At 52.9% G+C, this 23,621-nt stretch carries 22 protein-coding genes and 1 riboswitch; of the genes, 6 read left to right on the top strand and 16 right to left on the bottom strand.

Annotated features, from left to right (window positions below):
- Nucleotides 1–13 precede the first annotated feature (13 nt).
- The 7 genes from MKY12_RS03340 to MKY12_RS03310 all read right to left on the bottom strand — a co-directional run bounded on the left by MKY12_RS03340 (nt 14) and on the right by MKY12_RS03310 (nt 7,608).
- Nucleotides 14–706: a sugar transferase gene (locus MKY12_RS03340; RefSeq protein WP_339312934.1), complete on the bottom strand. Its 693-nt coding sequence runs from the start codon at nt 704–706 to the stop codon at nt 14–16.
- Nucleotides 707–786: 80 nt separating this feature from the next.
- Nucleotides 787–1,677, bottom strand: coding sequence for a UTP--glucose-1-phosphate uridylyltransferase GalU (gene galU / locus MKY12_RS03335; RefSeq protein WP_036723429.1), 891 nt, complete (start codon nt 1,675–1,677; stop codon nt 787–789).
- Between the two features lie 46 nt (nt 1,678–1,723).
- On the bottom strand, nt 1,724–2,365 hold the full coding sequence (locus tag MKY12_RS03330) for a CpsD/CapB family tyrosine-protein kinase (RefSeq protein WP_036723430.1): 642 nt from the start codon (nt 2,363–2,365) through the stop codon (nt 1,724–1,726).
- Nucleotides 2,349–3,089: a Wzz/FepE/Etk N-terminal domain-containing protein gene (locus MKY12_RS03325; protein WP_209879404.1), complete on the bottom strand. Its 741-nt coding sequence runs from the start codon at nt 3,087–3,089 to the stop codon at nt 2,349–2,351. Before MKY12_RS03325 ends, MKY12_RS03330 begins: the two co-directional genes overlap by 17 nt.
- Nucleotides 3,090–3,808: 719 nt before the next feature.
- On the bottom strand, nt 3,809–4,444 hold the full coding sequence (locus MKY12_RS03320) for a response regulator transcription factor (protein ID WP_036693598.1): 636 nt from the start codon (nt 4,442–4,444) through the stop codon (nt 3,809–3,811).
- Between the two features lie 23 nt (nt 4,445–4,467).
- Entirely contained in the window at nt 4,468–5,913 is a 1,446-nt protein-coding gene (locus MKY12_RS03315; protein WP_339312933.1) for an ATP-binding protein, read from the bottom strand.
- An 840-nt stretch (nt 5,914–6,753) separates the two neighbouring features.
- Nucleotides 6,754–7,608 carry a helix-turn-helix domain-containing protein gene (locus tag MKY12_RS03310; RefSeq protein ID WP_339312932.1) on the bottom strand — a complete coding sequence of 285 codons (855 nt, stop codon included), beginning with the start codon at nt 7,606–7,608 and terminating at the stop codon, nt 6,754–6,756.
- A gap of 84 nt (nt 7,609–7,692) precedes the next feature.
- Here MKY12_RS03310 and MKY12_RS03305 point away from each other — a divergent pair, with 84 nt between their 5' ends.
- Nucleotides 7,693–9,624, top strand: coding sequence for a family 20 glycosylhydrolase (locus MKY12_RS03305; protein ID WP_339312931.1), 1,932 nt, complete (start codon nt 7,693–7,695; stop codon nt 9,622–9,624).
- A 446-nt stretch (nt 9,625–10,070) separates the two neighbouring features.
- Here MKY12_RS03305 and MKY12_RS03300 read toward each other — a convergent pair whose 3' ends face one another.
- Nucleotides 10,071–10,268 (bottom strand): hypothetical protein, encoded by a 198-nt coding sequence (locus MKY12_RS03300; protein WP_339253865.1) that lies wholly within the window; start codon nt 10,266–10,268, stop codon nt 10,071–10,073.
- A 175-nt stretch (nt 10,269–10,443) separates the two neighbouring features.
- Between MKY12_RS03300 and MKY12_RS03295 the strand changes: the two genes are divergently transcribed.
- Both MKY12_RS03295 and MKY12_RS03290 read left to right on the top strand, forming a co-directional pair.
- Complete coding sequence (locus tag MKY12_RS03295; protein ID WP_339312930.1) at nt 10,444–11,385, top strand: hypothetical protein; 942 nt, start codon at nt 10,444–10,446, stop codon at nt 11,383–11,385.
- A gap of 83 nt (nt 11,386–11,468) precedes the next feature.
- Nucleotides 11,469–11,708, top strand: coding sequence for an NHLP leader peptide family RiPP precursor (locus MKY12_RS03290; RefSeq protein WP_036693592.1), 240 nt, complete (start codon nt 11,469–11,471; stop codon nt 11,706–11,708).
- Nucleotides 11,709–11,726: 18 nt separating this feature from the next.
- Here the strand turns inward: MKY12_RS03290 and MKY12_RS03285 are convergent, their stop codons facing one another.
- Both MKY12_RS03285 and MKY12_RS03280 read right to left on the bottom strand, forming a co-directional pair.
- On the bottom strand, nt 11,727–13,523 hold the full coding sequence (locus MKY12_RS03285) for an ATP-binding protein (RefSeq protein WP_339312929.1): 1,797 nt from the start codon (nt 13,521–13,523) through the stop codon (nt 11,727–11,729).
- Nucleotides 13,524–13,752: 229 nt separating this feature from the next.
- Nucleotides 13,753–15,648 (bottom strand): ATP-binding protein, encoded by a 1,896-nt coding sequence (locus MKY12_RS03280; RefSeq protein ID WP_339312928.1) that lies wholly within the window; start codon nt 15,646–15,648, stop codon nt 13,753–13,755.
- Between the two features lie 269 nt (nt 15,649–15,917).
- Between MKY12_RS03280 and MKY12_RS03275 the strand changes: the two genes are divergently transcribed.
- The 3 genes from MKY12_RS03275 (at nt 15,918) to MKY12_RS03265 (ending at nt 18,988) form a co-directional block, all read left to right on the top strand.
- Entirely contained in the window at nt 15,918–16,526 is a 609-nt protein-coding gene (locus MKY12_RS03275) for a hypothetical protein (protein ID WP_339312927.1), read from the top strand.
- An 86-nt stretch (nt 16,527–16,612) separates the two neighbouring features.
- A riboswitch (Fluoride riboswitch) is annotated at nt 16,613–16,674 on the top strand.
- Between the two features lie 72 nt (nt 16,675–16,746).
- Complete coding sequence (locus tag MKY12_RS03270; protein ID WP_339312926.1) at nt 16,747–18,060, top strand: voltage-gated chloride channel family protein; 1,314 nt, start codon at nt 16,747–16,749, stop codon at nt 18,058–18,060.
- Nucleotides 18,061–18,310: 250 nt separating this feature from the next.
- Nucleotides 18,311–18,988, top strand: coding sequence for a peptidylprolyl isomerase (locus MKY12_RS03265; RefSeq protein WP_339314758.1), 678 nt, complete (start codon nt 18,311–18,313; stop codon nt 18,986–18,988).
- Nucleotides 18,989–19,390: 402 nt separating this feature from the next.
- On the opposite strand, the gene MKY12_RS03260 is transcribed toward MKY12_RS03265, so the two are convergent.
- The 6 genes from MKY12_RS03260 to MKY12_RS03235 all read right to left on the bottom strand — a co-directional run bounded on the left by MKY12_RS03260 (nt 19,391) and on the right by MKY12_RS03235 (nt 23,613).
- Complete coding sequence (locus tag MKY12_RS03260) at nt 19,391–19,720, bottom strand: DUF898 family protein (protein WP_155991317.1); 330 nt, start codon at nt 19,718–19,720, stop codon at nt 19,391–19,393.
- Between the two features lie 207 nt (nt 19,721–19,927).
- A complete protein-coding gene (locus tag MKY12_RS03255; RefSeq protein ID WP_339312925.1) occupies nt 19,928–20,257 on the bottom strand; it encodes a hypothetical protein in 330 nt (109 codons plus the stop codon).
- Nucleotides 20,258–20,293: 36 nt separating this feature from the next.
- Nucleotides 20,294–20,995, bottom strand: a complete 702-nt coding sequence (locus MKY12_RS03250) for a pirin family protein (protein ID WP_339312923.1) — start codon at nt 20,993–20,995, stop codon at nt 20,294–20,296.
- Between the two features lie 22 nt (nt 20,996–21,017).
- Nucleotides 21,018–21,593 (bottom strand): hypothetical protein, encoded by a 576-nt coding sequence (locus MKY12_RS03245; RefSeq protein WP_339312921.1) that lies wholly within the window; start codon nt 21,591–21,593, stop codon nt 21,018–21,020.
- Nucleotides 21,594–21,756: 163 nt separating this feature from the next.
- The gene (locus MKY12_RS03240; RefSeq protein ID WP_339312919.1) at nt 21,757–22,689 is read right to left on the bottom strand and encodes a manganese-dependent inorganic pyrophosphatase; all 933 of its coding nucleotides are present in this window, start codon (nt 22,687–22,689) and stop codon (nt 21,757–21,759) included.
- Nucleotides 22,690–22,776: 87 nt separating this feature from the next.
- Nucleotides 22,777–23,613: an AAC(3) family N-acetyltransferase gene (locus MKY12_RS03235; protein ID WP_339312917.1), complete on the bottom strand. Its 837-nt coding sequence runs from the start codon at nt 23,611–23,613 to the stop codon at nt 22,777–22,779.
- Nucleotides 23,614–23,621: the final 8 nt, after the last annotated feature.

Raw genomic sequence — 23,621 nt, 5'->3', positions numbered from 1 at the left:
AATTCCCATATTTTTAATAAGCATTTTTGGAACCTAGCAGCATCAGGCCGGTCTTGACAATAATCTTCAGATCCAGCATCGTGCTGCGCATGTGGATATACGTGAGGTCCAGCTGAACCATCTCGTCGAAGCCGACGCTGTTTCTGGCATTTACCTGCCAGTAGCCGGTGCAGCCGGGGGTTACCATCAGCCGCTGCTTGTCGTATTCCGTGTACTGCTCCACCTCTTCAACGAGCGGAGGACGGGGACCCACCAGACTCATATGCCCCATCAGCACGTTCCAGAGCTGCGGCAGTTCATCAATACTGGTCTTGCGCATGAATTTTCCAATCCGTGTAATACGGGGATCATTCTTGATCTTGAACATCGCGCCGCTTACTTCGTTATAGGCCATGAGACTCTCCTTCAGCTCCTCGGCATTAGAGACCATGGATCTGAACTTGTACATGGGGAACAGCTTCTCGTCCTTGCCGACCCGCATTTGGCGGAAGAACACCTTGCCCTTCGGATCTTCCAGCTTAATCAGGACAGCCACCACTGCGAAGAGCGGGAGCAGGAACAGCAGCCCCAGGGCAGAGAACAAGATGTCGATGATCCGCTTCATGACCAGATAGGACTCCATTCCCTTGCTTTCTTCACCCGAATGCAGCATGTAAAGTTTCGGCAGGACGGCCTCATAGTCTTCCGGCAGTTTTTGCATGCTCATCTCTCCTCATTTCTCGTTAAGGTTTATGCAGCCTTACTTCTTGACTCCGGCTTGTGTCGCTCGCTTTCGGGGAACCGTCTTTAGCTGCTGACCGAGGTCTGTTCCGCTTTTTTCAACCATTCCGCCATAGCATCCATGACCTGATAACGCAGATCCTCGCTCTCTAAGGCAAATTCCAGTGTGGTCAAAATGTAACCGAGCCGTTCACCGACATCATATCTGGTACCGTCGAAGTTATAAGCATAGACACGTTCGCTTTGGTTCAGCTTCTGAATGGCATCCGTCAGCTGGATCTCACCGCCCGCACCCTTCTCCTGAAGATCGAGATACTTGAAGATCTTAGGGGTAAAGACATAGCGGCCCATGATTGCCAGATTGGAAGGCGCCGTGCCAAGTGCCGGCTTCTCCACGAAGTTGTTCACCCGGTAGAGCTTCCCGTCCTGCAGATCCGGCTCGATAATCCCGTAGCGGTTCGTGAATTCATCCGGGATAACCTGTACCCCGATCACCGAGTTCTGGGTCTCCTCATACTGGTCGATCAGCTGCTTCAGGCAAGGGACCTGTCCGGTTACAATATCATCGCCGAGCATAACGCCGAATGGCTCATCGCCGATGAACCGTCTGGCACACCATACGGCATGGCCGAGACCCTTGGGTTCCTTTTGCCGGATGTAGTGAATTTCCACCTTGGAGGACCGCTGTACCTCTTTGAGCAGCTCCAGCTTACCGTCCTCCAGCAGCCGGGATTCAAGCTCAAAGGCGTTGTCGAAATGATCCTCGATCGCCCGCTTTCCCTTACCGGTAACAATGATGATGTCTTCAATCCCGGAGGCAATGGCCTCCTCCACGATATACTGGATCGTCGGTTTGTTGATAATAGGCAGCATTTCCTTGGGCATTGCCTTGGTCGCCGGAAGGAAACGTGTGCCTAACCCGGCCGCCGGGATAATTACCTTTTTTACCTTTTTCATCACACATACCTCCCAATAGTTTCGTTCACATTGCCGCTTCGGTGTTCTACTTGGTCTGGTTCATTGCTATTCCGAGAATCCTTACACCCGTCTGTTCCATGAGACCCTTCAGCTTGCGGAGCGCTTCGCGCTTCGTCCGGCCGTGTCTGGCGACAATGACCACCCCATCCGAGAGCGGGGCCAGAATCCGTGCATCGCTGTAATCGACCGCCTGCGGCGAATCCAGCAGAATCAGATCGAAGCTTGCCTTCAGCTCTGTAAGCAGCCCGGCCATCTTCTCGCTGCCGAGCAGATCCGGCGGACTGACTGTACTCACTCCGGCAGGGATTACCGCCAGATTCGCCAAGCTGCCGTATACCAGAACGTCCTTCGCTTCCTCGTAGCCGCTTAAGTAAGCTGCCAGCCCCTGGCTGCCTTCCACATCGAACACGCTATGCAGGCCGGGCTTCCGCAGGTTGCAATCCACCACCGCTACCTTCTTGCCATCCTGTACGAAGGATACGGCCAGATTGGAGAGAATCGTGGTCTTGCCTTCGCCGCTCTCCGCTGAAGTGAAGAGCAGCACCTGTCCGCCTGGCCCCTTCAGCAAGCCGAGCTGGCGGATATACGTGCGCAGCGAGCGGAAGGATTCGGAGACATGCGATGACGGGTTTATGTCCGCGATTAGACTTCTATTCAGCCGTAACATATTTGCCCTCCCCTACTCTTGCCTTGTCATTGTTCGCACTGCCGAAATCGCGTTTGCGGATGGCTGGAATACTGGCAATGACCGGAAGGCCAAGCTCAAATTCCGCTTCCTTCTCGTTTCTCAGCGTACCGTTCAGCGTCTCCATCAGCAGGATAATCCCGACCGCTGCCATCAGTGACACCACGAAGCTGATTAGAATATTCATGGTCACCCCGCCGTTGACCGGCAGAGGCTGGGCTGCAGGATCAGCCGGAGTCAGGAATGTTACATTATCCAGGTTCATCAGTGCCGGCAGGCTGCGGATGAAGGTCTGCGAAACCGCGTTTACAATCGTAGCTGCAGTGCCGTAATCCTTATCCTCCACGGTCAGATTAATCACCTGGCTTTTCTCCGAGGATTTGATCTGCAGCTTGGCAGCCAGTTGGCCCGCCGTCAGACCGAACTCGGGATGCTCCGCGATCACACTCTTCATAATGGTTGGCGACTTCATGATTTCCTTATAGCTCTCGATGAGGTTAAGACTGAAGTTAAGTGCGTTGAGATTATTGCTCTCGGGGACATTCACAACGTTGTTGACCAGTAGCTGTCCAGAGGCGGAGTAGACGGGTGCAACGAAGTTTTTACTGACGTAGAAGGTGGTGGCGCAGGAGATCAGTACAAATACCATGATTAACCATAATTTTTTCTTTATCAGGTTAATGTAATCCAGAATCGTCTTTTCCACAGTAACCCTCCTTCCGCTTGTGTTCGTTTTGAAAGCAATCATGAAAGTTTCAGATGTCTTGCTTTTATTCTAACAACGCGCAGGATTTATCACATGCCCCCTAGCATCACTTTACACTTCACTTTCGAGTGACTGTGTTTGGTCCGCCAGAGGGGGTGGATGGTATACTTTAGTACCATATCCATGGAAAATGCTAACACCAGCAGTGAGCCAAGATAACCCAGCCGGGTGAAGGATGCCGGCGCACCTTCGTGTCAGCACTCCGCGCCAGCATAATGTATGCTGTTTTTCGCATACATTTGGCCGTGTGCCTGCTTGCGAGTACAATGTATGCTGTTTTTCGCATACATTCGGCCCGTAGGCCTGCTTGCGAGCATAATGTGTGCTGTTTTTCACATACATTTGGCCCGTGTGCCTGCTTGCGAGCATAATGTATGCTGTTTTTCGCATACATTCAGGCCGTGTGCCTGCTTGCGAGCATAATGTATGCTGTTTTTCACATACATTCGGCCCAGTGACCTCATAGCCGCCCATTGTATGCTGTTTTTCATATACATTCGGCCCATGGACCTCACAGCCGCCCATTGTATGCTTTTTTTTGGCATACATCCGGTCTGCACCGGTAATCTTCACCCTCCGGCTCATTGATTTCCCTGAACGCAAAAAAACACGGACAGTATTGTCCGTGCTCCGTCCCCGATCATTCACAGGGATGATTATTAATCGTATGACATCTCATATTTGGTAAGCCCGACAGCATTGGCGTATAAGGCCGCCTGCGTCCGGTCCGCCACCTGCAGCTTCGCCAGAATCTGGCTGACATGCTTCTTGACGGTGAATTCGCTGATGAACAGGCGTGAAGCAATCTCGCGGTTGCAGGCCCCCTGTCCCAGCTCAATCAGAACTTCCTTCTCTTTGGGTGTAAGCTCATCGGTCGGACTGCTGCCGCTCATGCGCATCTTATCTTCCATCAGCCCGGGATCGTAATACTTCCTGCCCTTGTGGACCAGTTGAATGGCAAACAGCAATTCCTCCGGCAGAGCTTCCTTCAGTACATAACCGTCTACCAGCACTTCCTCCGCCTTCAGGAAATCTTCCCGGCTGGCTGAGGATGTTAGCAGGATGAACTTGCATGAGAATCCGCGCACGCGGGCTTCCTTGATAATATCCAGGCCCGATTCATCGGCAAGCTTCAGATCAATCAGCACAAGATCAGGCTGTATCTCCTCAATCACGAGAAGAGCTTCTTGGCCATTCGTTGCTTCGCCGGCAAACTGCAGATTGGACTGCATCGATATCACAGATGCCAATCCTCTTCTCACCAAAGGGTGATCATCAACAATGACGATTTTCACTTGAACGACCTCCTGCCTAAAGTTTATGCATTTTTCAGTTCAGCCACACCGACAGGTATAGAGATTAAAATTCTGGTTCCAGCGTTCTCACTGCTGGTTAACTGGAAATCGCCTCCAAGGGACTGTGCCAGATATTGCATATTCTTCATTCCCAGTCCGCCTGAGTGCTCATCAGGTTCGTTCCAGCTTAGATCTGCATCGAAACCGACGCCATCGTCGATAATCGATAGTCTAATCCATTTCGGCTTAAGCGACAGTTCTACATCCACCCGGCTGGCAGCACCATGTCTTATGGCGTTGCCGGTCGCTTCGGAGATAATCCGGAAGAGTGCCTTGTGGTAAGGATAAGGGAGACTGAAATCATCCCCCGTTATTTTCAGTTCAATCTCAACATCATTAAGCCGGGAGAGGCTTTTCAGATGCGAGCGCACCATCCCAAGCCAGCTCGGGCCGCCGCTCTTCTTGGAGCTGAGGCTGTAGATGGTAATCCGCAGCTCCTTGGCTACCTTGGTGGCTGAATCATGGATAAGCTCAATCTGCTCCTCCAGCTCCCGCTCAGACATTTTGCGCCAGGTCTGCTTCAGGGAGTGGGTCGCATAGACGATTCCGAAAAGACTTTGGGAGACACTGTCGTGCATCTCATCGGCTATCCGGTTCTGCTCGTTCGTGATGATCAGCCGGTTCTCGATCACGCCCAGCTCGTGGCGCTCAAGAATAATCGCACTCAGCTCCGACAGGAACATCAGTTGCTGGATGTACCACCGGCGGCCCTCCAGCCCTTCCGAGGCTTCCAGCTTCACGCCAATCATTCCGACGAACCGGGTGCTCATTCTTACCGGCATCAGCAGGAAGTCGCCGATCCCCGGCATACTCTTGAATACCGGTTCACGCTGCAGCCTCCATTCATGCTCGTGCTTCTCAAGCTCCATGAACAGAAAGCGCTCCTCCTCATGCTGCCATCCCGTCTGGCGGCTCTGCGGAGCAGGCTCACCGCTTTTTTTGGCGAACCAGAACAGTGCCTTCTCCAGCTTGGTAAGCTTGACCACATAGTCGGTAATGACTTGGCCAATATTCATGAAGTCATGCTGGCTTGATGTTTCCACGATGTGATAAAGCGATTTGATATGCTCCATGGTATCGTTGGTCCGCGCGTTCGCTTCCTCCCGCTGCCGCTTTATCCCCTTAACCATCTGCATAACTATAACCGCGAGAGCCAGGGCTAGAAACAGGTTACCATTGGCAAGCATAGTTTCAGCAATCGTAAGACCCGGAGAACCGGCATCCATGTAGCCCGATACCGCCACCATGGCAATATAACCCAGGATCAGACTCCAGGCACAATACAAAGAGAGCGCACCCGCCGCAAACAGCACCGGATTCAGTACATATAGCTTAAAAGGACTATCGTATCCTCCAGTAAATAACATCAACACCGCAATGAGTGCCGTCTCCATACTGACCATCAGCATTAGAGTACGGGCTTTTGCATGGAACCTCCGGTAATAATACGGGAATAGTTGGGCAAATAAGAATAGCACAATGATTAGTAGGGATTTGTATATTACGGAAGGCCCCGCAGGAACCATGAGGTACATAAACGATGTGAGGGACAAAGAAAAGATTCTGAAAAAGGCGATCGTACGGTCTTCGACTGTTAATTTAATGTTCATCCCACCACCCTATTCTCCAGTTTGTGGAAAATTCGAGTTTATTCTAAGCTATGTTTAAAAGCATCATACATGAGAAAAATCACAATAACAAGTTTCGATTTCTAATGATAGCGTTTACTTTGAAAATAAAATGGGTATAATTATTCTTTTTTCATGAAAAATTAAACAATTCTATCCATCTCCTCAAATGATAGCGTATGCAAAATTATCCAGTCCGGCTCCGGGCATGACAAAGAGCCTCTCCCTCCAGGGACAAGCTCTTCAAAAGAGAAGTCTTCGGTTATCCGGTGAGTACACCCGGCACAGTCTATTCAGTCACCGCCGTCACAGCTTGCTCCAGCTTGGCATTATTACATATACAAATTTGATAGCGCTGTTCGCCAACGATATGATACCCGGTGGACAAAATACGCAAGGTATGATTAGGTCCTACCACCTTATGGAGACTGCGGCAACTGATGCAGTAATACTCTCTCAATAGTCTCATCTCCGGCATAGTCTAGAAGAACTATTCTAGAACTGCTAATATTATCTAGAGCATATCACTGTTTTTTTCTGTGTGTCAACAAAAATCTGCAAAAAACGACATTATCCTGAGACTATTTTAAGATAAAAAGTAGAATTATGTCGTTTAATATGTCACAGATGATTCCGGCAGGTCTGCGGGGAGAGGCCCATATATTTCTTGAATAGCCTTGAAAAATAAAAACTATCCCTATAATGAAGCATTCCCGCTATCTCCTGCACCTGCAGGGAGGTATTCAGCAGCAAATGCTTGGCCTCGGCCATCTTCAGCCTGTGGATATATTCATGCAGCGGGTACCCGCTGCTCCGCCGCACGGTGCGGCGGAGTGTAGACATGGACAGGTGCAGGCGCTCGGCCATCCCCGGCAGATCGGGCTGCTCATAAATGCAGGCATTCAGCGCCTCCCGGATCAGCGGCATGGCTTCCTGCTGCCACGGGCGGCGGCTGCCCTGGAGCTGCAGCGAGCATTCCAGCAGCATCTCCTCCAGCAGCAGCGCAGCCCGGTCCGCATCACCGGGAACATCTCCGGCCATGTACGCCAGAACCTTTTCAAAGGACGCTTTCAGCCCTTCCGCCTTATCCCCCCGGGTTACCTCTCCACCCGCAATCATTCCCGCTTCCAGCCATTCTGTGACACGGCTTCCGCTGAAATTAATATAGTATTCATCCCAATACCCGCCTGGGGGCGGTCCGAAGCTGTAGCTATAACCGGGTCTGAAAAAAAACAGGCTTCCCTCATGGACCTGCTGCTCTGGTCCTCCGTTCTCCGTATAAGTTCCGGCTCCTGCGACTATATATACAAGTGCCCAGTGTTCAAAGGTGACACCCGAACGAAACAGCGTTCTTCCCGGCAGATGGCCGGCTTGCCCGACACGAATCGACTTCAGGCGCAGCCTGGCGGCCTCCACCTTCGGATCAATAATTCTTATAGGATACGGGCTGATCATATAATCCATGAGCTTGGGCATACATTGCATTCCTCCATGTGTTCAGGAGTGATATGTTGATAATGAAGATGATCATATTCTACATGAATAAGAGGTGTCCACGCTATGTCTGATGTTGTTCACTTACAGCTTTTTCCCCGGCCGCAGAAGATCACGGTATCCGCAGGACAGTTCCCCCTTCCTTCCCGGGGCAGCATTGTGCTGGCCGGTGAGGATCAGGTGTCTGCCCTTCCCGCAGCCCGCAGGCTTCAACAGACCGCTTCCGAGGTGGTCCGTCTCAGTCTGCCTCTGTCCATAGGGCAGCGGGCTGCCACAGTTCCGGCTTGCACCTTCCGCTATAACGCACTGCTTGCAGAAGGAGCCTACGAGCTGCACATTAACGAAAAAGGTCTCATTGCCGCTTACGGTTCTCCGCAAGGCGCTTATTATGCAGCGGCGACGCTGAAGCAGCTCCTGCAGCAGTGCGGCCGGACGCTGCCTTATCTGCATATCTGCGATCAGCCTGATTTCGCGGCCAGAGGACTCATGCTTGATATCAGCCGCAACAAAATCCCCACGCTGGATACCCTGTACCGGATCATTGATCTCATGGCGGACCTCAAGCTGAATCAGCTGCAGCTATATATAGAAGGAGCTCCGTTTGCTTACGAGTCCTTCCCGCAGGTATGGGAGCTGGAAACTCCGCTCACCGGCGATGAAATCCTGCTGCTGGATGCCTACTGCCGCGAGCGGTATATTGAGCTGGTGCCTAATCAAAATAGCTTCGGCCATATGGAAGGCTGGCTAACCCGGCCGGAGTTCAACCATCTGGCAGAGATCCCCGCAGGCTTCATGCTCCCGGATCAGATGTATGATCGCGATTTATACCCAGAAGGATTATTTATGCATCCCGGAACCTTCCATACAGAGGACCCTGAGGTATTGCAGCTCCTGGGCACGATGTACGATGACCTCCTTCCCTACTTCAGCTCAGAGATGTTCAATGTCGGCTGTGATGAGACTTATGAACTGGGACTTGGTGCAAGCCAGGCACTGGCGGAGTCTTCCGGCAAAGGCGAGCTGTATCTCTCCTTCCTGCAGAAGATTCACGGACTGGTCAAACAGCGCGGCAAAACCATGCAATTCTGGGGCGATATCATCATCCAGCATCCCGAGCTGATCCCACGGCTGCCGAAGGATATCATCGCCATGGAGTGGGGATACAGCGCGGCTCATCCTTTTGAAGCGGATACCCGCAAATTCAAGGAGGCAGGCATCCCGTTCTATGTCTGCCCGGGAACCAGTTCCTGGAACTCGCTCACCGGCAGGACCGACAACATGCTCGCCAATCTGCGCAGCGCTGCGGTGCATGGCAAGAGAAACGGCGCTGTCGGCTACCTGATTACCGACTGGGGAGATTTCGGCCACTGGCAGCATCTGCCGGTCAGCTATGCCGGATTCGCCTACGGGGCAGCGCTTGCCTGGAATGTAGAGGGGAATCTGGAGGCGGATGTGGCGCATTATCTGAACACGGCAGTCTTCCAAGACCGCTCAGGAACCATCGGGCAATTGCTGCTGGATCTGGGCAACTACTACAAGCTGGAGTCGGGCACGGTCCGCCCGAATGACACGGAGATGTCTATGCTGCTGCGCAGCCATCTGGAGCATGTGCAGCTGGCTGTGAAGCTGCCTGTAGAACAGCTCGACCAGCTGGAGCAATACATTCTTGCCCTTGAAGCCAGGCTTGAGCAGCCCGTTCTGGAATGCAGCGACGCCGGATTGGTCATAGAAGAACTGCGCAGCGGCATTCACTTCGTGAAGCATGCCGTGCAGCTTACCCGGCTTAAGCAGCAGCTCGCCGCCGCCGATTCGCAGCCCCAGGCAGCGCAGGTACAGGCGCTGATCCATGATCTGGATCTGCTGCTCCACCAGTACCGCCAGCTCTGGACCCGGCGCAACCGGCCGGGCGGCCTGGAGCGCAGTGTCTCGAAGCTGGTCCGCCTGCGCGGGGAATATACCGCACTTGCCGCCAAGCTGGATGCAGAGGCAGTTAGGTAGATTACACTACGGAAGAACACACTACAAGTGGAAACGGCTTTGCCGTCCTTTTAAAGGACGGTACCGTTTCAGCGAGAAATAGAAGGATAATTTATTGTGTGCAACATATAAATTCTTATATTTGAACGTACAATAGAAACCTCTCCTTTGAAATGGTTGTGCAGAAGCTCCATTTCCCAAAGGGAGTTTTTTTTGTGATATAGAAAGATTTTGAAAGAATGTTTTTCCGCATACATTCGGGCCACACGCCTCCGTCAGGCCCAATATGGTCGGTTTTTCGATTACATTCAGCCTACGCGCTGCCCCCGGTCCCATTATGGTCGGTTTTTCGATTACATTTGGCCTACGTGCTGCCCCCGGGTCCCATTGTGGTCGGTTTTTCGATTACATTTGGCTTACGTGCTGACCCCGGTTCCATTATGGTCGGTTTTTCGATTACATTTGGCCTACGTGCTGCCCCCGGGTCCCATTGTGATCGGTTTTTCGATTACATTTGCTCCACGCGACTCCGTCACGCCCAATGTGGTCGGTTTTTCGATTACATTCAGCCTACGCGCTGCCCCCGGTCCCATTGTGTTCGGTTTTTCGATTACATTTGGCCTACGCGCCGCCCCCGGTCCCATTGTGGTCGGTTTAATACGCATACATTAGCCTCCAACCGGTGAAATCAGGTACACTCCTGCTCCTCCCGGCGATCCTGCGCCGCACAGCAACAAAATTTGGATTGAAATAGGTCATTCGCAGGATTATAATGTGATCATATAACCACTTTTTACCTAATATTTTAAATAAAATACATAATTGACAGGAGATAAGCCTATGGATTGGCTTCATGCTTATGAGGACGAGCTCCGTGTGGTCTTTGAGGAGAACCGCAGGGTGATCTCTGCGTTTCCAGAGCCGCTTAATGCCCGCGGCCTGTCGTATCTCAATCAGTTCAACGTGTTCCACCCGGACAGCCACAAGAATTACATCTGTTACCTGCTGCCCTTCTGGCTCCAGGACCCTTGTGGCCTGAGTCCTGAAGTGGCCCGCAGGATGTCCGCAGGTAACATCTTCCTCATGCTCTACTTCTTCCTCCAGGATGATCTGATGGACAGCCCGGAGGCCTCGGCTGCGGAAGCGCTGCCACTTGCCAATCTGCTCTATGTCGAGTTTCTGGCTACCTACCTTCCGCTGTTCCCGGCGGACTCTCCCTTCTGGCCCTGCTTCAGCCGTTACATCAGCGAGTGGGCAGACAGCGTGAGCGGTGAAGCCGGCAGCGATTACTTCCTGAATGACCGCATCCGTATCTCCCATAAGGCCAGCCCGCTTAAGCTCAGCAGCACGGCCGCGCTGCTCCTCTCCGGCCAGTCCTCCTCCATTCCCGAGGCCGAAGAGATGATTCACACTGTGCTGTTGACCCTGCAGCTGCTTGACGACTATGAAGATTGGGAACAGGATCTGGAGGACAGCAGCTATAACTGCCTGTTGTCACTGGTACGCTCCAGTACCGGGATGGCCGCAGGAGAACCACTGACCGAATCAACAGTGAAGGACTTCATCTATGTAGCAGGCGGACTTACCGGATATGCTGCGACTGCCCAAGCCAACCAACTCATCCTGGAGGAGGCCAGCTTACAGCTGCCCTTGCTGGTGTCCTTCCATCTCGTGCTCGTGCAGAACCTGCAGCAAATCGCCGCAGCCATTGAAGCGCAGAAGCAATTGCTGCTGGGCGGGGGGCTGGATTACTGGCTGTCTTCGCACTCGAATCTCTCATAATTTATGCAAATAGCAATAGAATTATAGAATGGCCTATGCTATACTAAAAAGGCAATTATAACCATTTTGAAAGGGTGATTGTATTGTCAGTAGGAGTTCTTAAGAATCAGGTGATTCAGAAGGCGTGGGAAGATCCGGCTTTCAAACAAAGACTGCTTGCAGATCCGAAGGCAGCGCTCCAGGAAGCGCTGGGCATCAACCTTCCTGACAACATTACACTGAAGACCGTAGAGGAAGGCTCTAATGAATTCTACCTGGTCATTCCCCCAAGCCCTTCTTCCGATGTAATGAAGACACGTATCACCCCAATGGGAACCTGGTAGCATATTCAAGTCATACTATTATGGGGAGTTGGAATCGTCCGGCCCTTCTGCACGCGGCAGAATGGTGATGGACTCGGTTCCGGCTCCTTTTTTGCTCATAAAACGAATTTCGCCCTCCATCGCTTCAATAATACGGAAGGTAACCATCAGCCCGAGCCCCGTGCCCTTCGTCTTGTTGGAGGAGAAATACGGCTCGCCCAGACGGCTAAGCACAGCCGGTTCCATACCTGCCCCGTTATCCTTAATATGAATATGTATTTTATCCCCCCGGCTGTATGCCAGCAGTTGAATCGTGCCTTCCTCCCCCAGGGATTCAATGCTGTTCTTGATGATATTAATCATCGCCTGCTTGAACTTCGAGGAATTCCCTTTGACCCACAGGCCGTCTTCCACCTCCAGAATCATTTTGCCCCCGTTCAAATGGCATAAAGGCAGCAGGATGCTCTGGATATGCAAGAACTCTTCATTCACATAGAGCAGGGAGACCTGTTCAAATTCCGGCTTGGCAAAGGTCAGAAAATCGGTGATAATACTCGCCGCCCGGTCTAGCTCACTGAGCGCCATGGACAGGTATTTCTGCTCGTCCCCGCTCGACTTCTCGCTGAGCAGCTGGAGGAACCCCCGGGTCACCTGGAGCGGGTTACGTACCTCATGGGCTACCGATGCTGCCAATTCGCTGATAATCTCCATTTTCTCTGAACGCTGCAGTTCGTTGTTGAACAGTTCCAGCTCCTGCGAATATTTCACCACTTGGCTGTGGTTCTGCGCCAGCCGCCGTCCCAGAATCACAATCAGCGAGAGAATGAACACAACCAGCGCCCACTTCCAGTAGAAGAGATCATAATTTCCGCGTTTGAAATAATACCACATCAGCTCCAACACCCCGGTAAGGGCAGCCGTACCGAAGCCGCAGGCGAAGATGATCGCATCCTTATTGCGCTTCAGGGAGAACACGATGACGCAGCCGATCAGCAGAATGAATTGAAGAATCATAATAATGCCGACAATATTGGTGGAGATGAAGTAATAGAATTTCAAATACCGGCCCCCGGAGAGTGCATTTATAATGAGGAGGACACAGCAAAATAAGGAATAGACCATCTGGAATTTGCGGAACCTGCGGATGATGCCGTATTTGCCCGCGCCGAATATTTTCTCGAACAGGAAGGTCAGTGCGGGTAACAGGGACAACAGCGCCACATCGAACAAAAATACACTGAGCCCGCCCAAATAGCTGTAGAAGGTATACGTGAAGGGAGAGTAGGTTACAGACAGCACACCGGTAGAGGCGATAACAACAGACAGCGAAGCCGTCACGGGGAAATACTCCTTGTTCAGGAAAAATGCGCACACAAACAGCACCGCCGCCACGAAGATAAAAGCGCCGCCCAGAATCACATCTATGAGTCCGTTTTTGATATAGTCCTTAATTAGAAGACTGTGCTCACCGAGCATCACCTGCTCTTTGATTCCGATCCGGTCCTGGAGCGTCTGCGTCCAGATATAGAGCGTCTTTCCGTTATCACGCATGTCCAGAGGCACAAGCAAGGAATAATTATCCATAATGAAGCCGCGGTCTCCTTCAAAAACCAGCCGGTCCTCCACATACACCTTCACATGCAGCGCATAAATCGTCTGAATATAGACGGAGGGGGACACGTAATGATAGGAGGGCAAAGTAATCTTGGTCCAGGCGGAGGTTACCCCGGTAGGCTTGCGCGGCATCTCCGCCTTCGCCTCCACGTCAATCCACCCCTGGTCATCCTTTACAGGAGCCTGGAGTCCGCCATCATCCGGCCCCTCCTGCCACTTCATCTGCCAATGTCTGATCTCACTGGCGGGGGAAGCACTCTGCGCGGACACCAGGAGGCTTCCGCAGGCTAGGCACAGCAGAAACAATACTAACGCTGTATGTAAACTTTTGACCATCAAAGACATGCAAGCACCTCAGAGGAAAGTTTTAGAAGCAAAGTTCTGTAGTGTTAATATTTCGCCCCATGCTCTGCCCATCCCTTCAAAAAAACGGAATAAACAAAAAAAATTTCTAATTCATGCTGGAGGCCGGCAATTTAATAAGCACCTCGGTTCCTTCGCCCTTGCGGCTGTGGAACTCAATCGTGCCGTTCATCGCTTCAATAATACGGAAGGTGACCATGAGGCCGAGCCCCGTCCCCTTGGTCTTATTGGAGTAATACGGCTCGCCCAGACGGGCCAGTTCGCTAACCTTCATTCCCTCGCCGTTATCCTTCACGCTGATGATTACCCAGTTGCCTGTCCTCCAGGCTGTTACTACAATCTCCCCCTCCTCCTGCAGTGATTCAATGCTGTTCTTGATCAGATTAATGAACGCCTGTTTGAATTTGGCCGGGCTGCCCGTCACTTGAAGCTCCTGCTGCAGACGCAGCTCTATCGAACCGCCCTGCAGATTAGCCAGCGGCAGCAGGATTCCCGACACATGCTTCAGCTCCCCCGAGACTTCGAATACATCCACGATATCCAAGCCCGGCTTCGCAAAGGTAAGGAAATCAGTAATGATTACCGAGGCCCGGTCCAGCTCTCCCACAGCCATCTTCAGATATTCCTTCTCCTTGTTGCCGGAGCGCTCCCCCAGAATCTGCAGGAACCCGCGTGTGACCTGGAGCGGATTACGCACCTCATGGGCTACCGAGGCGGCCAGCTCACTGATAATCTCCATTTTCTCCGAACGCTGCAGCTCATTATTGAACTTCTCCAGCTCCCTGGCGTATTCCAGCGCCTTCTCATGGCTTCCCGCAAACCGTTTCCCCAGAATAGCAATCAGGGAAAGAATGAATACCACCATGCCCCATTTCCACCAGTACAGATGATACCTCTCCATTGAAATGAAGTAACGCAGCAACTCCGCCACCGAGACCACGGCAAATATAGAGAAGCCGCCCGTGAACAGGATGGCATCTGAATTGCCTCTGCGGGCATAAGAAAATGCCAGATACAGCAGGTAGATAAGCTGGGCCATCATTAGTACACCGGTTGCGTTAATAGTCAGAATAGAATACAGCACATCCAGCCGGAAGGATACTGCGGCATTCAGAATAAGCGCTGCGGTACAGAACAGGGAATAGGCCAGCTGAAATTTACGCACCCGGGTAGTGAAGCCCCGTTTGCCCGGTCCGAATAGCTGCTCAAAATAAAGCGTGAACGCCGGCATAATGGTGAACAGGGCCAAATCGAAGCTGATCTGCCTCAGACGATCCCCCCGGCTTAGAATCAGCGTCAGAAACGGGGAGTACGTCAGCAGCAACACTCCAAAGGACAGGATGACAAGGGCCAGAAAAAAACCGCTGTAGAAAAATTCGGGCTTAAGGAACAGCAGGCAGATCAATAACGCTCCGGCCATGAAGATCATGGCGGCTCCGAGCACAACGTCCACCAGATCCTGCTTCACATAAAAGGACAGCAGCTGATTATAGCTGCCAACCCTTATGTGCCCCTCGATTCCAAACTCCCCGCTGCCCGCATTCCACAGATAGAGCGGCTTTGCACTGTCTTGTGCCGGTAATGGAATCAGCACCTTGTTGCCGCTATATTCCACATCCCCGCTGGAATCGTAGATTAGCCGGTTGTCTATATATGCTTTCAGGTTGTCGCCAAATACTCTATCGATCAGAATAGCGGGAGTTGCTCCCGCAGGAGGCAAGGTAATCCGCATCCAGGCGGAAGCGGTACCTGCTGGCGAAAGGGGCCTGGCCTCCCTGGCCCGCACCCATGTCCATCCGGCGGCTGGCCCTGCCATTACAGCTTCTATGCCGCTATTCCCGGCCGTTTCCCACTTCAGCTCCCAGGCCGGAATTTCCGCTTCGGTATGTGCATCCCATTCTATGGCGATCCCCGCTGGAATGATGGTTATTACAAGCAGCAGCATAATAAAGACTGCGGCTGTTTTGGTTGATGCTAACTTCATTGTGGCACCTCAGTGAATCCTTAGTTGTATTTATATAGTCCATATGATTCTTATTTTCGACAACGTTTGCACAATACCTGCCATCAGACTGCAAATAACCTCGAAACGGCTCGGTTAATTCATCTATTCCGGTTATTCTGCCGGAGAAATGAATATATTAATCAGATGGGCAGCCTGGATGCCGGGCAGATTCGCCGCCGCTTAAACGGGTATAGTTGTACTATAAGATGAAGAAGACTTACAACAAGGGAAAAGGGAGCTGATTCACGATGGGTAACGAATTCAATAAGACGGAAGCCGACTTTGCATATGAGCGCTATACCAAAATGGGCGGTGTCTCCCCGGAGCAGGATATCCCGCTGGAAGAATTGCGTCCGCTTGGCACGATTACTAAGCCAAGCCCCAGTGAGGAAACTGCAGGCGCCGGGAACCGCCCGCTGGAATCTGCGCTGGCCAGTCATGACCCTGCTCACTTCACACCGATCGATTTCGACGGTGTAGTGGATGACGGCTCGGATCCGGCGCTGGAGAGCGATCCTATTCTGGCAGCCGATATCGGCCTGAATGTGCCGGACGCCGGGCTTGGACCGCGCGCAGACCGCCCCGCTCCCTCTTCCGCCACCCCCGGTCCGCAGCGGGATGAGCTGCTGGAGTCGGATGCTATATACACGGCCGGTGCAGCCGGATTAACCGGCAGCGTCATTGATTATGCGGATACGGAGGAAGAAGTGACCGAAGAAGCGGAAGAAGCCGCTCCGCTGGAGGATGTCCCGGATGCGGATGAGCTGGTTCCCGGAAGCAGCATTGACCCGGTCTCCCCCGACCCTGATGCCATGCCCGGAACCGATGTGCTGAACGGCTCGAACGGTGACGAGTAGACACGGCTAAGCGGTCCTGCCGGGGCGTTCACCCAAGGTCCAGGTTCATATTGACTTTTGGAGACAATCGGCATACGATAGTTTCATTCGATTACGGCGATGGAGTTCGCCATAACCGCCCTTCGGGGCTAATGACTCCTACCAGTGGTTAACTACGCTGGTAGGAGTCTGTTTTGATTTCAGGGCAGTATTTATTTCGGGTAGGGGAGCGTTAGCCATAATGAAGAGGAAGTATGAACGGTGGGCAGCACTTGCGGCGCGCCAGAGCCAGCTTGCGCTCTGGAGTACATTCGTCAAATGGGTAATCCTGGGGGGACTGGTCGGGCTGCTGGCAGGAAGTGCCTCGGCCTTGTTCCTGGCCAGTCTGAACGCAGTCACCCAGGTAAGGCTGGAGCATGCCTGGCTGCTCTTCCTGCTTCCGGCGGGAGGCGCGCTCGTCAGCGGAATGTATATGCGTTACGGCAAGAGCAGCCTGAAGGGTAACAATCTGATCCTGGAGCAGATCCGCCAGGGCAATGAAGCGATTCCGCTGCGCATGGCCCCGCTGGTCCTTGGCGGGACGCTGATTACCCATCTCTTCGGCGGCTCGGCCGGACGCGAAGGCACGGCTGTGCAGATGGGCGGCAGTCTGGCCGACGCACTCGGACGCTGGCTCAGAATCGGTCCGCTGGACCGCCGAATCCTGCTGATGTGCGGCATCAGCGGCGGTTTCGGCTCCATCTTCGGCACTCCGCTGGCCGGAACGGTGTTCGGCCTGGAGGTCATCGCCATCGGGCTGATCAGCCATAAGGCGCTGCTGCCCTGTTTTGCCGCCAGCTTCACTGGTGATCTGGTAGCCTCCCGCTTGTGGGGCGTTCACCATATCCATTATCAGGTGGATATCTTCCCCGCTATGGATGCGCTGGTGCTGGTCAAGGTTATATTCGCCTCCATCCTCTTCGGCCTGTGCAGCCTGCTGTTCAGTGAGCTTACCCATTATCTGAAGCGGACCTTCACTGCCCTAATCCGTAATCCTATGCTCAAAAGCGCCGCCGGCGGGCTGATCATTATCGCCCTGGTCTACATAGCCGGTACCCGGGACTATCTGGGGCTGGGCCTTCCGCTGATCAGCAGCTCCTTCGAAGACGGCGTATCGCCCTTCGCTTTTCTATGGAAGCTGATCTTCACCGCCTTCACCCTGGGGACCGGCTTCCAGGGCGGCGAAGTGACGCCGCTATTCGCGATTGGAGCTTCCTTGGGGAGCAGCCTGGCCGGAGTGCTTCATCTATATGGGCCTTTTCTGGCCTCACTTGGCTTCATCGCTGTCTTCTGCGGAGCAACCAATACACCGCTTGCCTGCTTCATTATGGGCATCGAGCTGTTCGGCTCCGGCGGAGCGGTCTATATGTTCATCGCCTGCATCATCAGTTATTTGTTCTCCGGGCACAGCGGGATCTACAGCTCCCAGCTTATCGGCATCTCCAAAAGCGCCTTGCTGCCGGTTCCCGAAGGAACGACGCTCGCTTCCGCCAAGGAGCAGTCCGCACCAAAGTAGCCGAATCCGGCAGGGCGCGGAAGCAGGCTTTGCCAGAAGCAGGACAAAGAAGGTATGATACAGAGGTGAATGCACCAGATTATTCAACAAGTGGAAACGGCTTTGCCGTCCTTTTAAAGGACGGTACCGTTTCAACGAGAAATAGAAGGATAATTTATCGTGTGCAACATATTAATTCTTATATTTGGACAAAAGGAGAGATTCTGAAGTGAAGTCTATCACAAGAAAACCCGTCATCCTGCTTGCGGTGATGTGCCTGATGCTCGTCATTCTGGCGGGCTGCGGCAATAAGCCAGTGAATAATAATGCCGCCGGTAATGGTAACAGCAGTACCGGAGCAGGCAGTGAGGCTACAGCAGCACCGCAGGAGAGCGCCGCTGCTACAGAAGGCGTGCCTTCAGCCACAGCCAGCCATCCGGTGGTCACGATCGAGATGGATAACGGCGCTGTTATTAAGGCCGAGCTGTATCCGGAGGTTGCCCCCAATACGGTCAACAACTTCATTTCATTGATCCAGAAGGGCTTCTACGACGGAACCATCTTCCACCGGGTCATTCCGGGCTTCATGATCCAGGGCGGGGACCCGGATGGCACAGGAATGGGCGGACCGGACTACAGCATTGCCGGAGAATTCAATAACAACGGCTTCACCAACAATCTGTTGCATACAGAGGGCGTGCTGTCCATGGCGAGAAGTAAAGATATGAACTCTGCCGGCTCCCAATTCTTCATTATGGCCGCTGCTTATCCAAGCCTTGACGGCGAATACGCCGCCTTCGGCAAGGTTACCGAAGGACTGGATGCGGTCCAGGCCATCGTCAGTCTGCCGCGTGGCAAGAATGACCGCCCGGATCAGCCGCCGGTAATGAAGAAGGTCACCGTTGATACCCTTGGGGTTACGTATCCCGAGCCGCAAAAAGTACAATAAGCAGCCTGCAAGCGGGTTGCACAGACTAGTAAAGCAGGCTTAATTGTATTTTGTACAACTAAAACGTCTGGTTTGCTCCCCAGTATACGTTTAGCTGTATTTCGTACACTTAAAATCCCCACTTTCCCGAGTTTCCACCCGTTGGGGCAGATTTAGTTGTACAGATTACAGCTATAAGAGACAAGCCTTCTTTTTCGCTGTTTTTAAGTGTACATTCTGCAACTATCCCTGAATGTCTACTTGGAACTACACGCGTAAAGCACTGCTTGGTTGAACTACATTAACTTCTATAGGTCTGATGCTCAACTAGTCTTGCTCCAAAATCCACACAGAAGAGCCATCCCCCATAACCGGAGAATGGCTCTTCTTCGCATCTTAAGTATACTCGAAGCATACAGCTTCTTATTGGAAGTGGGTGTGCTTCGTTCTCCACTGCTCCAGCTTAATAACCACCCAGAAGCCGTAGATCCCAATCGTAATCACCGTCAGCAGGAACCACTTGATCCATTGTCCGAACAGGCTGACGGCTGTACCGTCGAACCGCAGGCGCTGCCCTTCCACCACGGTATGCTCGACCTTCCAGCGGTACAGCATGACCACAGACCAGGGATAGCAGATACCGAAGGTACAGACCGTAACCAGCCAGCCAGCGAGGCACCACCCAATGTACTCAATAAGCTTCCCGTCAAAATAAGATTCCCTGCTTCCATAATTCATCGCTGCCGTATTCATGTGCAGTGCTCCCATGGGTCTCCGCCTTTCATTCATGCAAAATTATTCCTGGTTCTATTTTCCTTATTATCCATGGTGAGCACCACTACATTTCTCACAAATCTAACTGGCAGTCCCATTTTCATCTATTTTCATAAAAGTGCATGAAGCAGCAGACCCCGAACCTCACGCCTATTGTAAGCACATGCGGTGGAGTCTGCGAAGGGATCAGGCCCAGTATTGATCTGGCCGGTATTCGATTTCGGACTGCACGGCTATCGTTAAACGTCCGGAGTCCGCATCATAGGTTACGGGCTGATCTCCGACGTAGTACCAATGCTTGATGACCGGCCCGTCCGCAGGCTCCTCGAAGCGGAATACATTAAGCTCCGTCTTCAGTTCCACTACCGCCGCGCCCTTATCTGGCGCCACATTCGTCAGGGTGATCAAGGTCAGCCCGCCCTGCTCATCGAAGGTATACCCTACTCCCTCCATGCTGTTCACAAGCATGCGCCCGGTTACGGAATGCTTCACCAGCACTCTTTCCTGTTCTGCCATTCGCGCTCCTCCTTCATGTCTGAATCCCGCCGCTCATTACGGCAGATCAATCACCATGGCCAGTATATTCTCATCAGCCTTCAGCTCCAGCTGCGCTGTGTCCTCGATTCTTGCCGAATCGCCCGGCTTCAGCACATCCTTCCCGTTCAGGGTAAGCTGCCCTTCTACCAGATATACAAAGCTGCGCCGCCCGGTCTCCTGCCGGAAATTCAGTTGCCCTCCCGCCTCGGCCTTCCCCAGATAAATCGTCATATCCTGGGCTATATCGACAATCTCCTCCGACGCTTCGGCCGCTACTACCGGAAGCAAGCGTCCTTCAAGCTTGGCCGGATCGAAGCGTCCGGTTGCATAGGAGGGAGCCGTCCCCCGGGCCTTGGGCATGAACCATAGCTGAAGCAGGCGGACCGGCTCACTGTCCGAAGGGTTATGCTCCGTATGAATCGCGCCGGTCCCTGCCGACATCCGCTGAATCCCGCCGAAGGACGTCTGTGCAACATTGCCGAGGTTGTCCTCATGACGAAGCACGCCGGACAGCACAATCGAGACAATCTCCATGTCACTGTGCGGATGGGCGCCGAAGCCTTTTCCCGGAGCGATCGTATCATCGTTACAGACCCTCATCGGCCCAAAGGCCGTGTTCTCCGGATCATAGAAATCCCCGAAGGAGAAGACATGACTGCCCTTCAGCCAGCCGAGATCGAACTGGTGCGCAGACGCAGCAGGATAGATTGTAATCAATGGAACCGCCTCCTGTAGTTTATTATGAAGTGGTCGATATCTGCAGTTCAGAAACGATGAACCATTTCTTGGACGCAGCATCCTTGAAATACACCTGGATCATATAGTTCCCCTTGTCCGTAACCTTATAATTATACGCTGCCGATTTGAACCAGAAGCTGTCCTTCTTCTCTGTAATCGGCTGGTTATCCACAACATCCGTCTTGCCTGCCGGGTCTGTAATGGTGATTTTCAGATCGGAGATATCTGTTTTGAGATCATCCACCTGCACCAGGGCAGAGAAGGTATTGCTGGTGTCAATTCTGACTTTCCCGAAAATCTTACCCTGCTCATCCAGCAGCACCGTGTTCACATTAGGCTTGTAGATCTTGACCGTCCCTGCTGACTCGTCCACGGATACAATCGCCTGCATATTCTCAGAAAGCTGCTCCACAGGCACATAGGCCCCGCCTTCCGAGGATATTGCAGGCTGCTTAAGCAGCATATTATTCACATAGAATGAGAGATCTGTTTTGCCGGCAGCAGCATACAGCAAGCCTCCTCCCGAGACCATCATCAGGCACATTGTTGAAATCGCCAGCTTGCGTATCTTCCCCATTATTCCCGTCCCCCTCTATAATGTCCTATGCTGTTTATACCCTTAAGGCGGCAAGGAGTTGCTGTGAATTGTAAAATAAAACCGGCTGTACGTTTTTCCTGAGGAAAAGGCACAGCCGGTTACGGGACAAACTTCTTGCTCCGGGTACACCCGGAAGCAGCATTTACAGCTTGGCGATCGTCTCGGTAAGAACCGGTACAATCTGTGATTTACGGGACACTACACCCTTCAGCACAGCCTTGTTATCATCCAGCTTCACATTGTAAGCCTGCTCCACAGCGCCGGCTACGCGGCCCAGGGCAAGACCCACGGAATCGTTGTTCAGGATATCGGTAACCACGAACAGGAACAGATCCAGTCCCTTGTCGTCAATAATCGCGGTAAGCGCGGCTTCCAGCTCCGGCTGCTTGGACAGGACATCATTCACATCCACAGCGTTAACCTGGGCGATCTCCACCTTATATTCACCCATCTTGAATTCCTTGGCATCCAGAGAGATCAGTTGGGCAATGCTCTTATCGCTCAGGTCTGCACCGGCTTTGAGCATGTCCAGGCCATAGCTCTCGGCATCCACTCCGGCAATGTCCGCCAGTTCACGCGCAGCAGCCACATCCTGCTCCGTGCAGGTCGGCGATTTGAACAGCAAGGAATCGGAAATGATAGCGGACAGCATCAGACCGGCGATGTTCTTAGGAATGGCCACGCCATTCTCTTTGTACAGCTTGTTCAGAATGGTAGCCGTACAGCCGACTGGCTCAGCCCGGTAATACAGCGGATAGGCGGTCTCGAAGTTCGCAATCCGGTGATGATCAATAACCTCAACCACACGGACCTGATCGATATCATTCGCACTTTGCTGGCGTTCATTATGGTCAACCAGAATCACTTGTTCAGCTTCTGCAGCAACGTTCTCCACCAGACGCGGCGCTTCTACCCCGAAGTGGTCGAGGGCGAACTGAGTCTCTCCGCTGATGTCTCCAAGCCGGACCGGCTCAGCATCCCAGCCCAGTTCCTTCTTCAGTGCCGCATAAGCAATGGCCGAGCAGATCGTATCTGTATCCGGGTTTTTGTGACCAAAGATCAAAGTTTTTGTCATTTCCAATCTCCTTACTATGTTTTTGTGAGAATAATATACCATACATTGATAGAAACCTGCCAGAGACCCGTAAATATCCGGCCCGGGTTAACTCTTGGTATGCTCCTGCACTGCCTCTACAGGCTGACCCCGCTTCGTCTTCGGCAGCGCCTCAGGCGCATTCTCCCCGTATAACGGCTCGTTATCCGAGAACAGATCCGGGTTCTCTCTGAGCATATCACTCAAGATACGCGTAGTCTCTACAGTGCCGCAGAGCATAACCGCCGCATCGCCGAAGCTGCCCCTGCGCAGCGCCCCGCCGTCCTCCAGCACGGATTCCACCTTCCAGAAATGCTGCGACCAGGACAGTCCGCAGTGTCTGCGCGAAGGCACCGCGATCTCCCTGCCTTCAGGCGTCACGGTACAGAGCGCCTCATGCCCATCCGTCATCCGGCCGGGAATATCCACCCACTCTTCAATGCCGTGAATGAACGTATTTCTCCGCAGATCCACACCAAGCAGCATAATCTCCGCTTCCCGGTCCAGCAGCTTGCCATAGACCGAACCGCGTGCACAGGGCGTATCCCAGCGCTCATCTCCGGCCGTGAACACCGCCGCATACCTGCCTAGCGCCGCCACCGAATGCGTAGGATGCCAGGAACGGATCACGCCCGGCCGCTTGCGGAACAGCTCCGGCAGAATCCCTACGCAGGCGGGCGACTCCAGCACAGAGAAGCGCGGATTCTGCCCGTCGATATAAGACCAGGTATGGGTGGGCAGAACCAGCAGCCCCTCCTTCATATATTCTGAGAGAACATCCAGTACGGTATCCGCTCCCCCTTCTACTTCACCGATGCTTTTGAGCGAGGAATGGACCAGCAGTGTCCCCTGCGGATCGATTCCCATCCTCTCCAGCTGCTTCATCAGACTTGATCTGGTGTGCATGATTAACC

It is taken from the genome of Paenibacillus sp. FSL M7-0896 (genome assembly GCF_037975415.1).
Taxonomy (GTDB): Bacteria; Bacillota; Bacilli; order Paenibacillales; family Paenibacillaceae; genus Paenibacillus_AQ; species Paenibacillus_AQ silagei.
The sequence above is the reverse complement of the archived record's forward strand: the minus strand, read 5'-3'. Positions and strand labels throughout refer to the sequence as shown.

What these genes read in the sequence shown, in the direction of transcription:
- galU (WP_036723429.1), bottom strand. Translation starts at nt 1,677, where the DNA reads ATGAAAAAGGTAAAAAAGGTAATTATCCCGGCGGCCGGGTTAGGCACA.
- MKY12_RS03300 (WP_339253865.1), bottom strand. Translation starts at nt 10,268, where the DNA reads ATGCGTATTAAACCGACCACAATGGGACCGGGGGCGGCGCGTAGGCCA.
- MKY12_RS03295 (WP_339312930.1), top strand. Translation starts at nt 10,444, where the DNA reads ATGGATTGGCTTCATGCTTATGAGGACGAGCTCCGTGTGGTCTTTGAG.
- MKY12_RS03245 (WP_339312921.1), bottom strand. Translation starts at nt 21,593, where the DNA reads ATGGGGAAGATACGCAAGCTGGCGATTTCAACAATGTGCCTGATGATG.
- MKY12_RS03315 (WP_339312933.1), bottom strand. Translation starts at nt 5,913, where the DNA reads ATGCTGATGGTCAGTATGGAGACGGCACTCATTGCGGTGTTGATGTTA.
- MKY12_RS03305 (WP_339312931.1), top strand. Translation starts at nt 7,693, where the DNA reads ATGTCTGATGTTGTTCACTTACAGCTTTTTCCCCGGCCGCAGAAGATC.
- MKY12_RS03280 (WP_339312928.1), bottom strand. Translation starts at nt 15,648, where the DNA reads ATGAAGTTAGCATCAACCAAAACAGCCGCAGTCTTTATTATGCTGCTG.
- MKY12_RS03240 (WP_339312919.1), bottom strand. Translation starts at nt 22,689, where the DNA reads ATGACAAAAACTTTGATCTTTGGTCACAAAAACCCGGATACAGATACG.
- MKY12_RS03275 (WP_339312927.1), top strand. Translation starts at nt 15,918, where the DNA reads ATGGGTAACGAATTCAATAAGACGGAAGCCGACTTTGCATATGAGCGC.
- MKY12_RS03265 (WP_339314758.1), top strand. Translation starts at nt 18,311, where the DNA reads ATGTGCCTGATGCTCGTCATTCTGGCGGGCTGCGGCAATAAGCCAGTG.
- MKY12_RS03235 (WP_339312917.1), bottom strand. Translation starts at nt 23,613, where the DNA reads ATGCACACCAGATCAAGTCTGATGAAGCAGCTGGAGAGGATGGGAATC.
- MKY12_RS03255 (WP_339312925.1), bottom strand. Translation starts at nt 20,257, where the DNA reads ATGGCAGAACAGGAAAGAGTGCTGGTGAAGCATTCCGTAACCGGGCGC.
- MKY12_RS03330 (WP_036723430.1), bottom strand. Translation starts at nt 2,365, where the DNA reads ATGTTACGGCTGAATAGAAGTCTAATCGCGGACATAAACCCGTCATCG.
- MKY12_RS03340 (WP_339312934.1), bottom strand. Translation starts at nt 706, where the DNA reads ATGAGCATGCAAAAACTGCCGGAAGACTATGAGGCCGTCCTGCCGAAA.
- MKY12_RS03260 (WP_155991317.1), bottom strand. Translation starts at nt 19,720, where the DNA reads ATGAATACGGCAGCGATGAATTATGGAAGCAGGGAATCTTATTTTGAC.
- MKY12_RS03270 (WP_339312926.1), top strand. Translation starts at nt 16,747, where the DNA reads ATGAAGAGGAAGTATGAACGGTGGGCAGCACTTGCGGCGCGCCAGAGC.
- MKY12_RS03310 (WP_339312932.1), bottom strand. Translation starts at nt 7,608, where the DNA reads ATGCCCAAGCTCATGGATTATATGATCAGCCCGTATCCTATAAGAATT.
- MKY12_RS03285 (WP_339312929.1), bottom strand. Translation starts at nt 13,523, where the DNA reads ATGAAGTGGCAGGAGGGGCCGGATGATGGCGGACTCCAGGCTCCTGTA.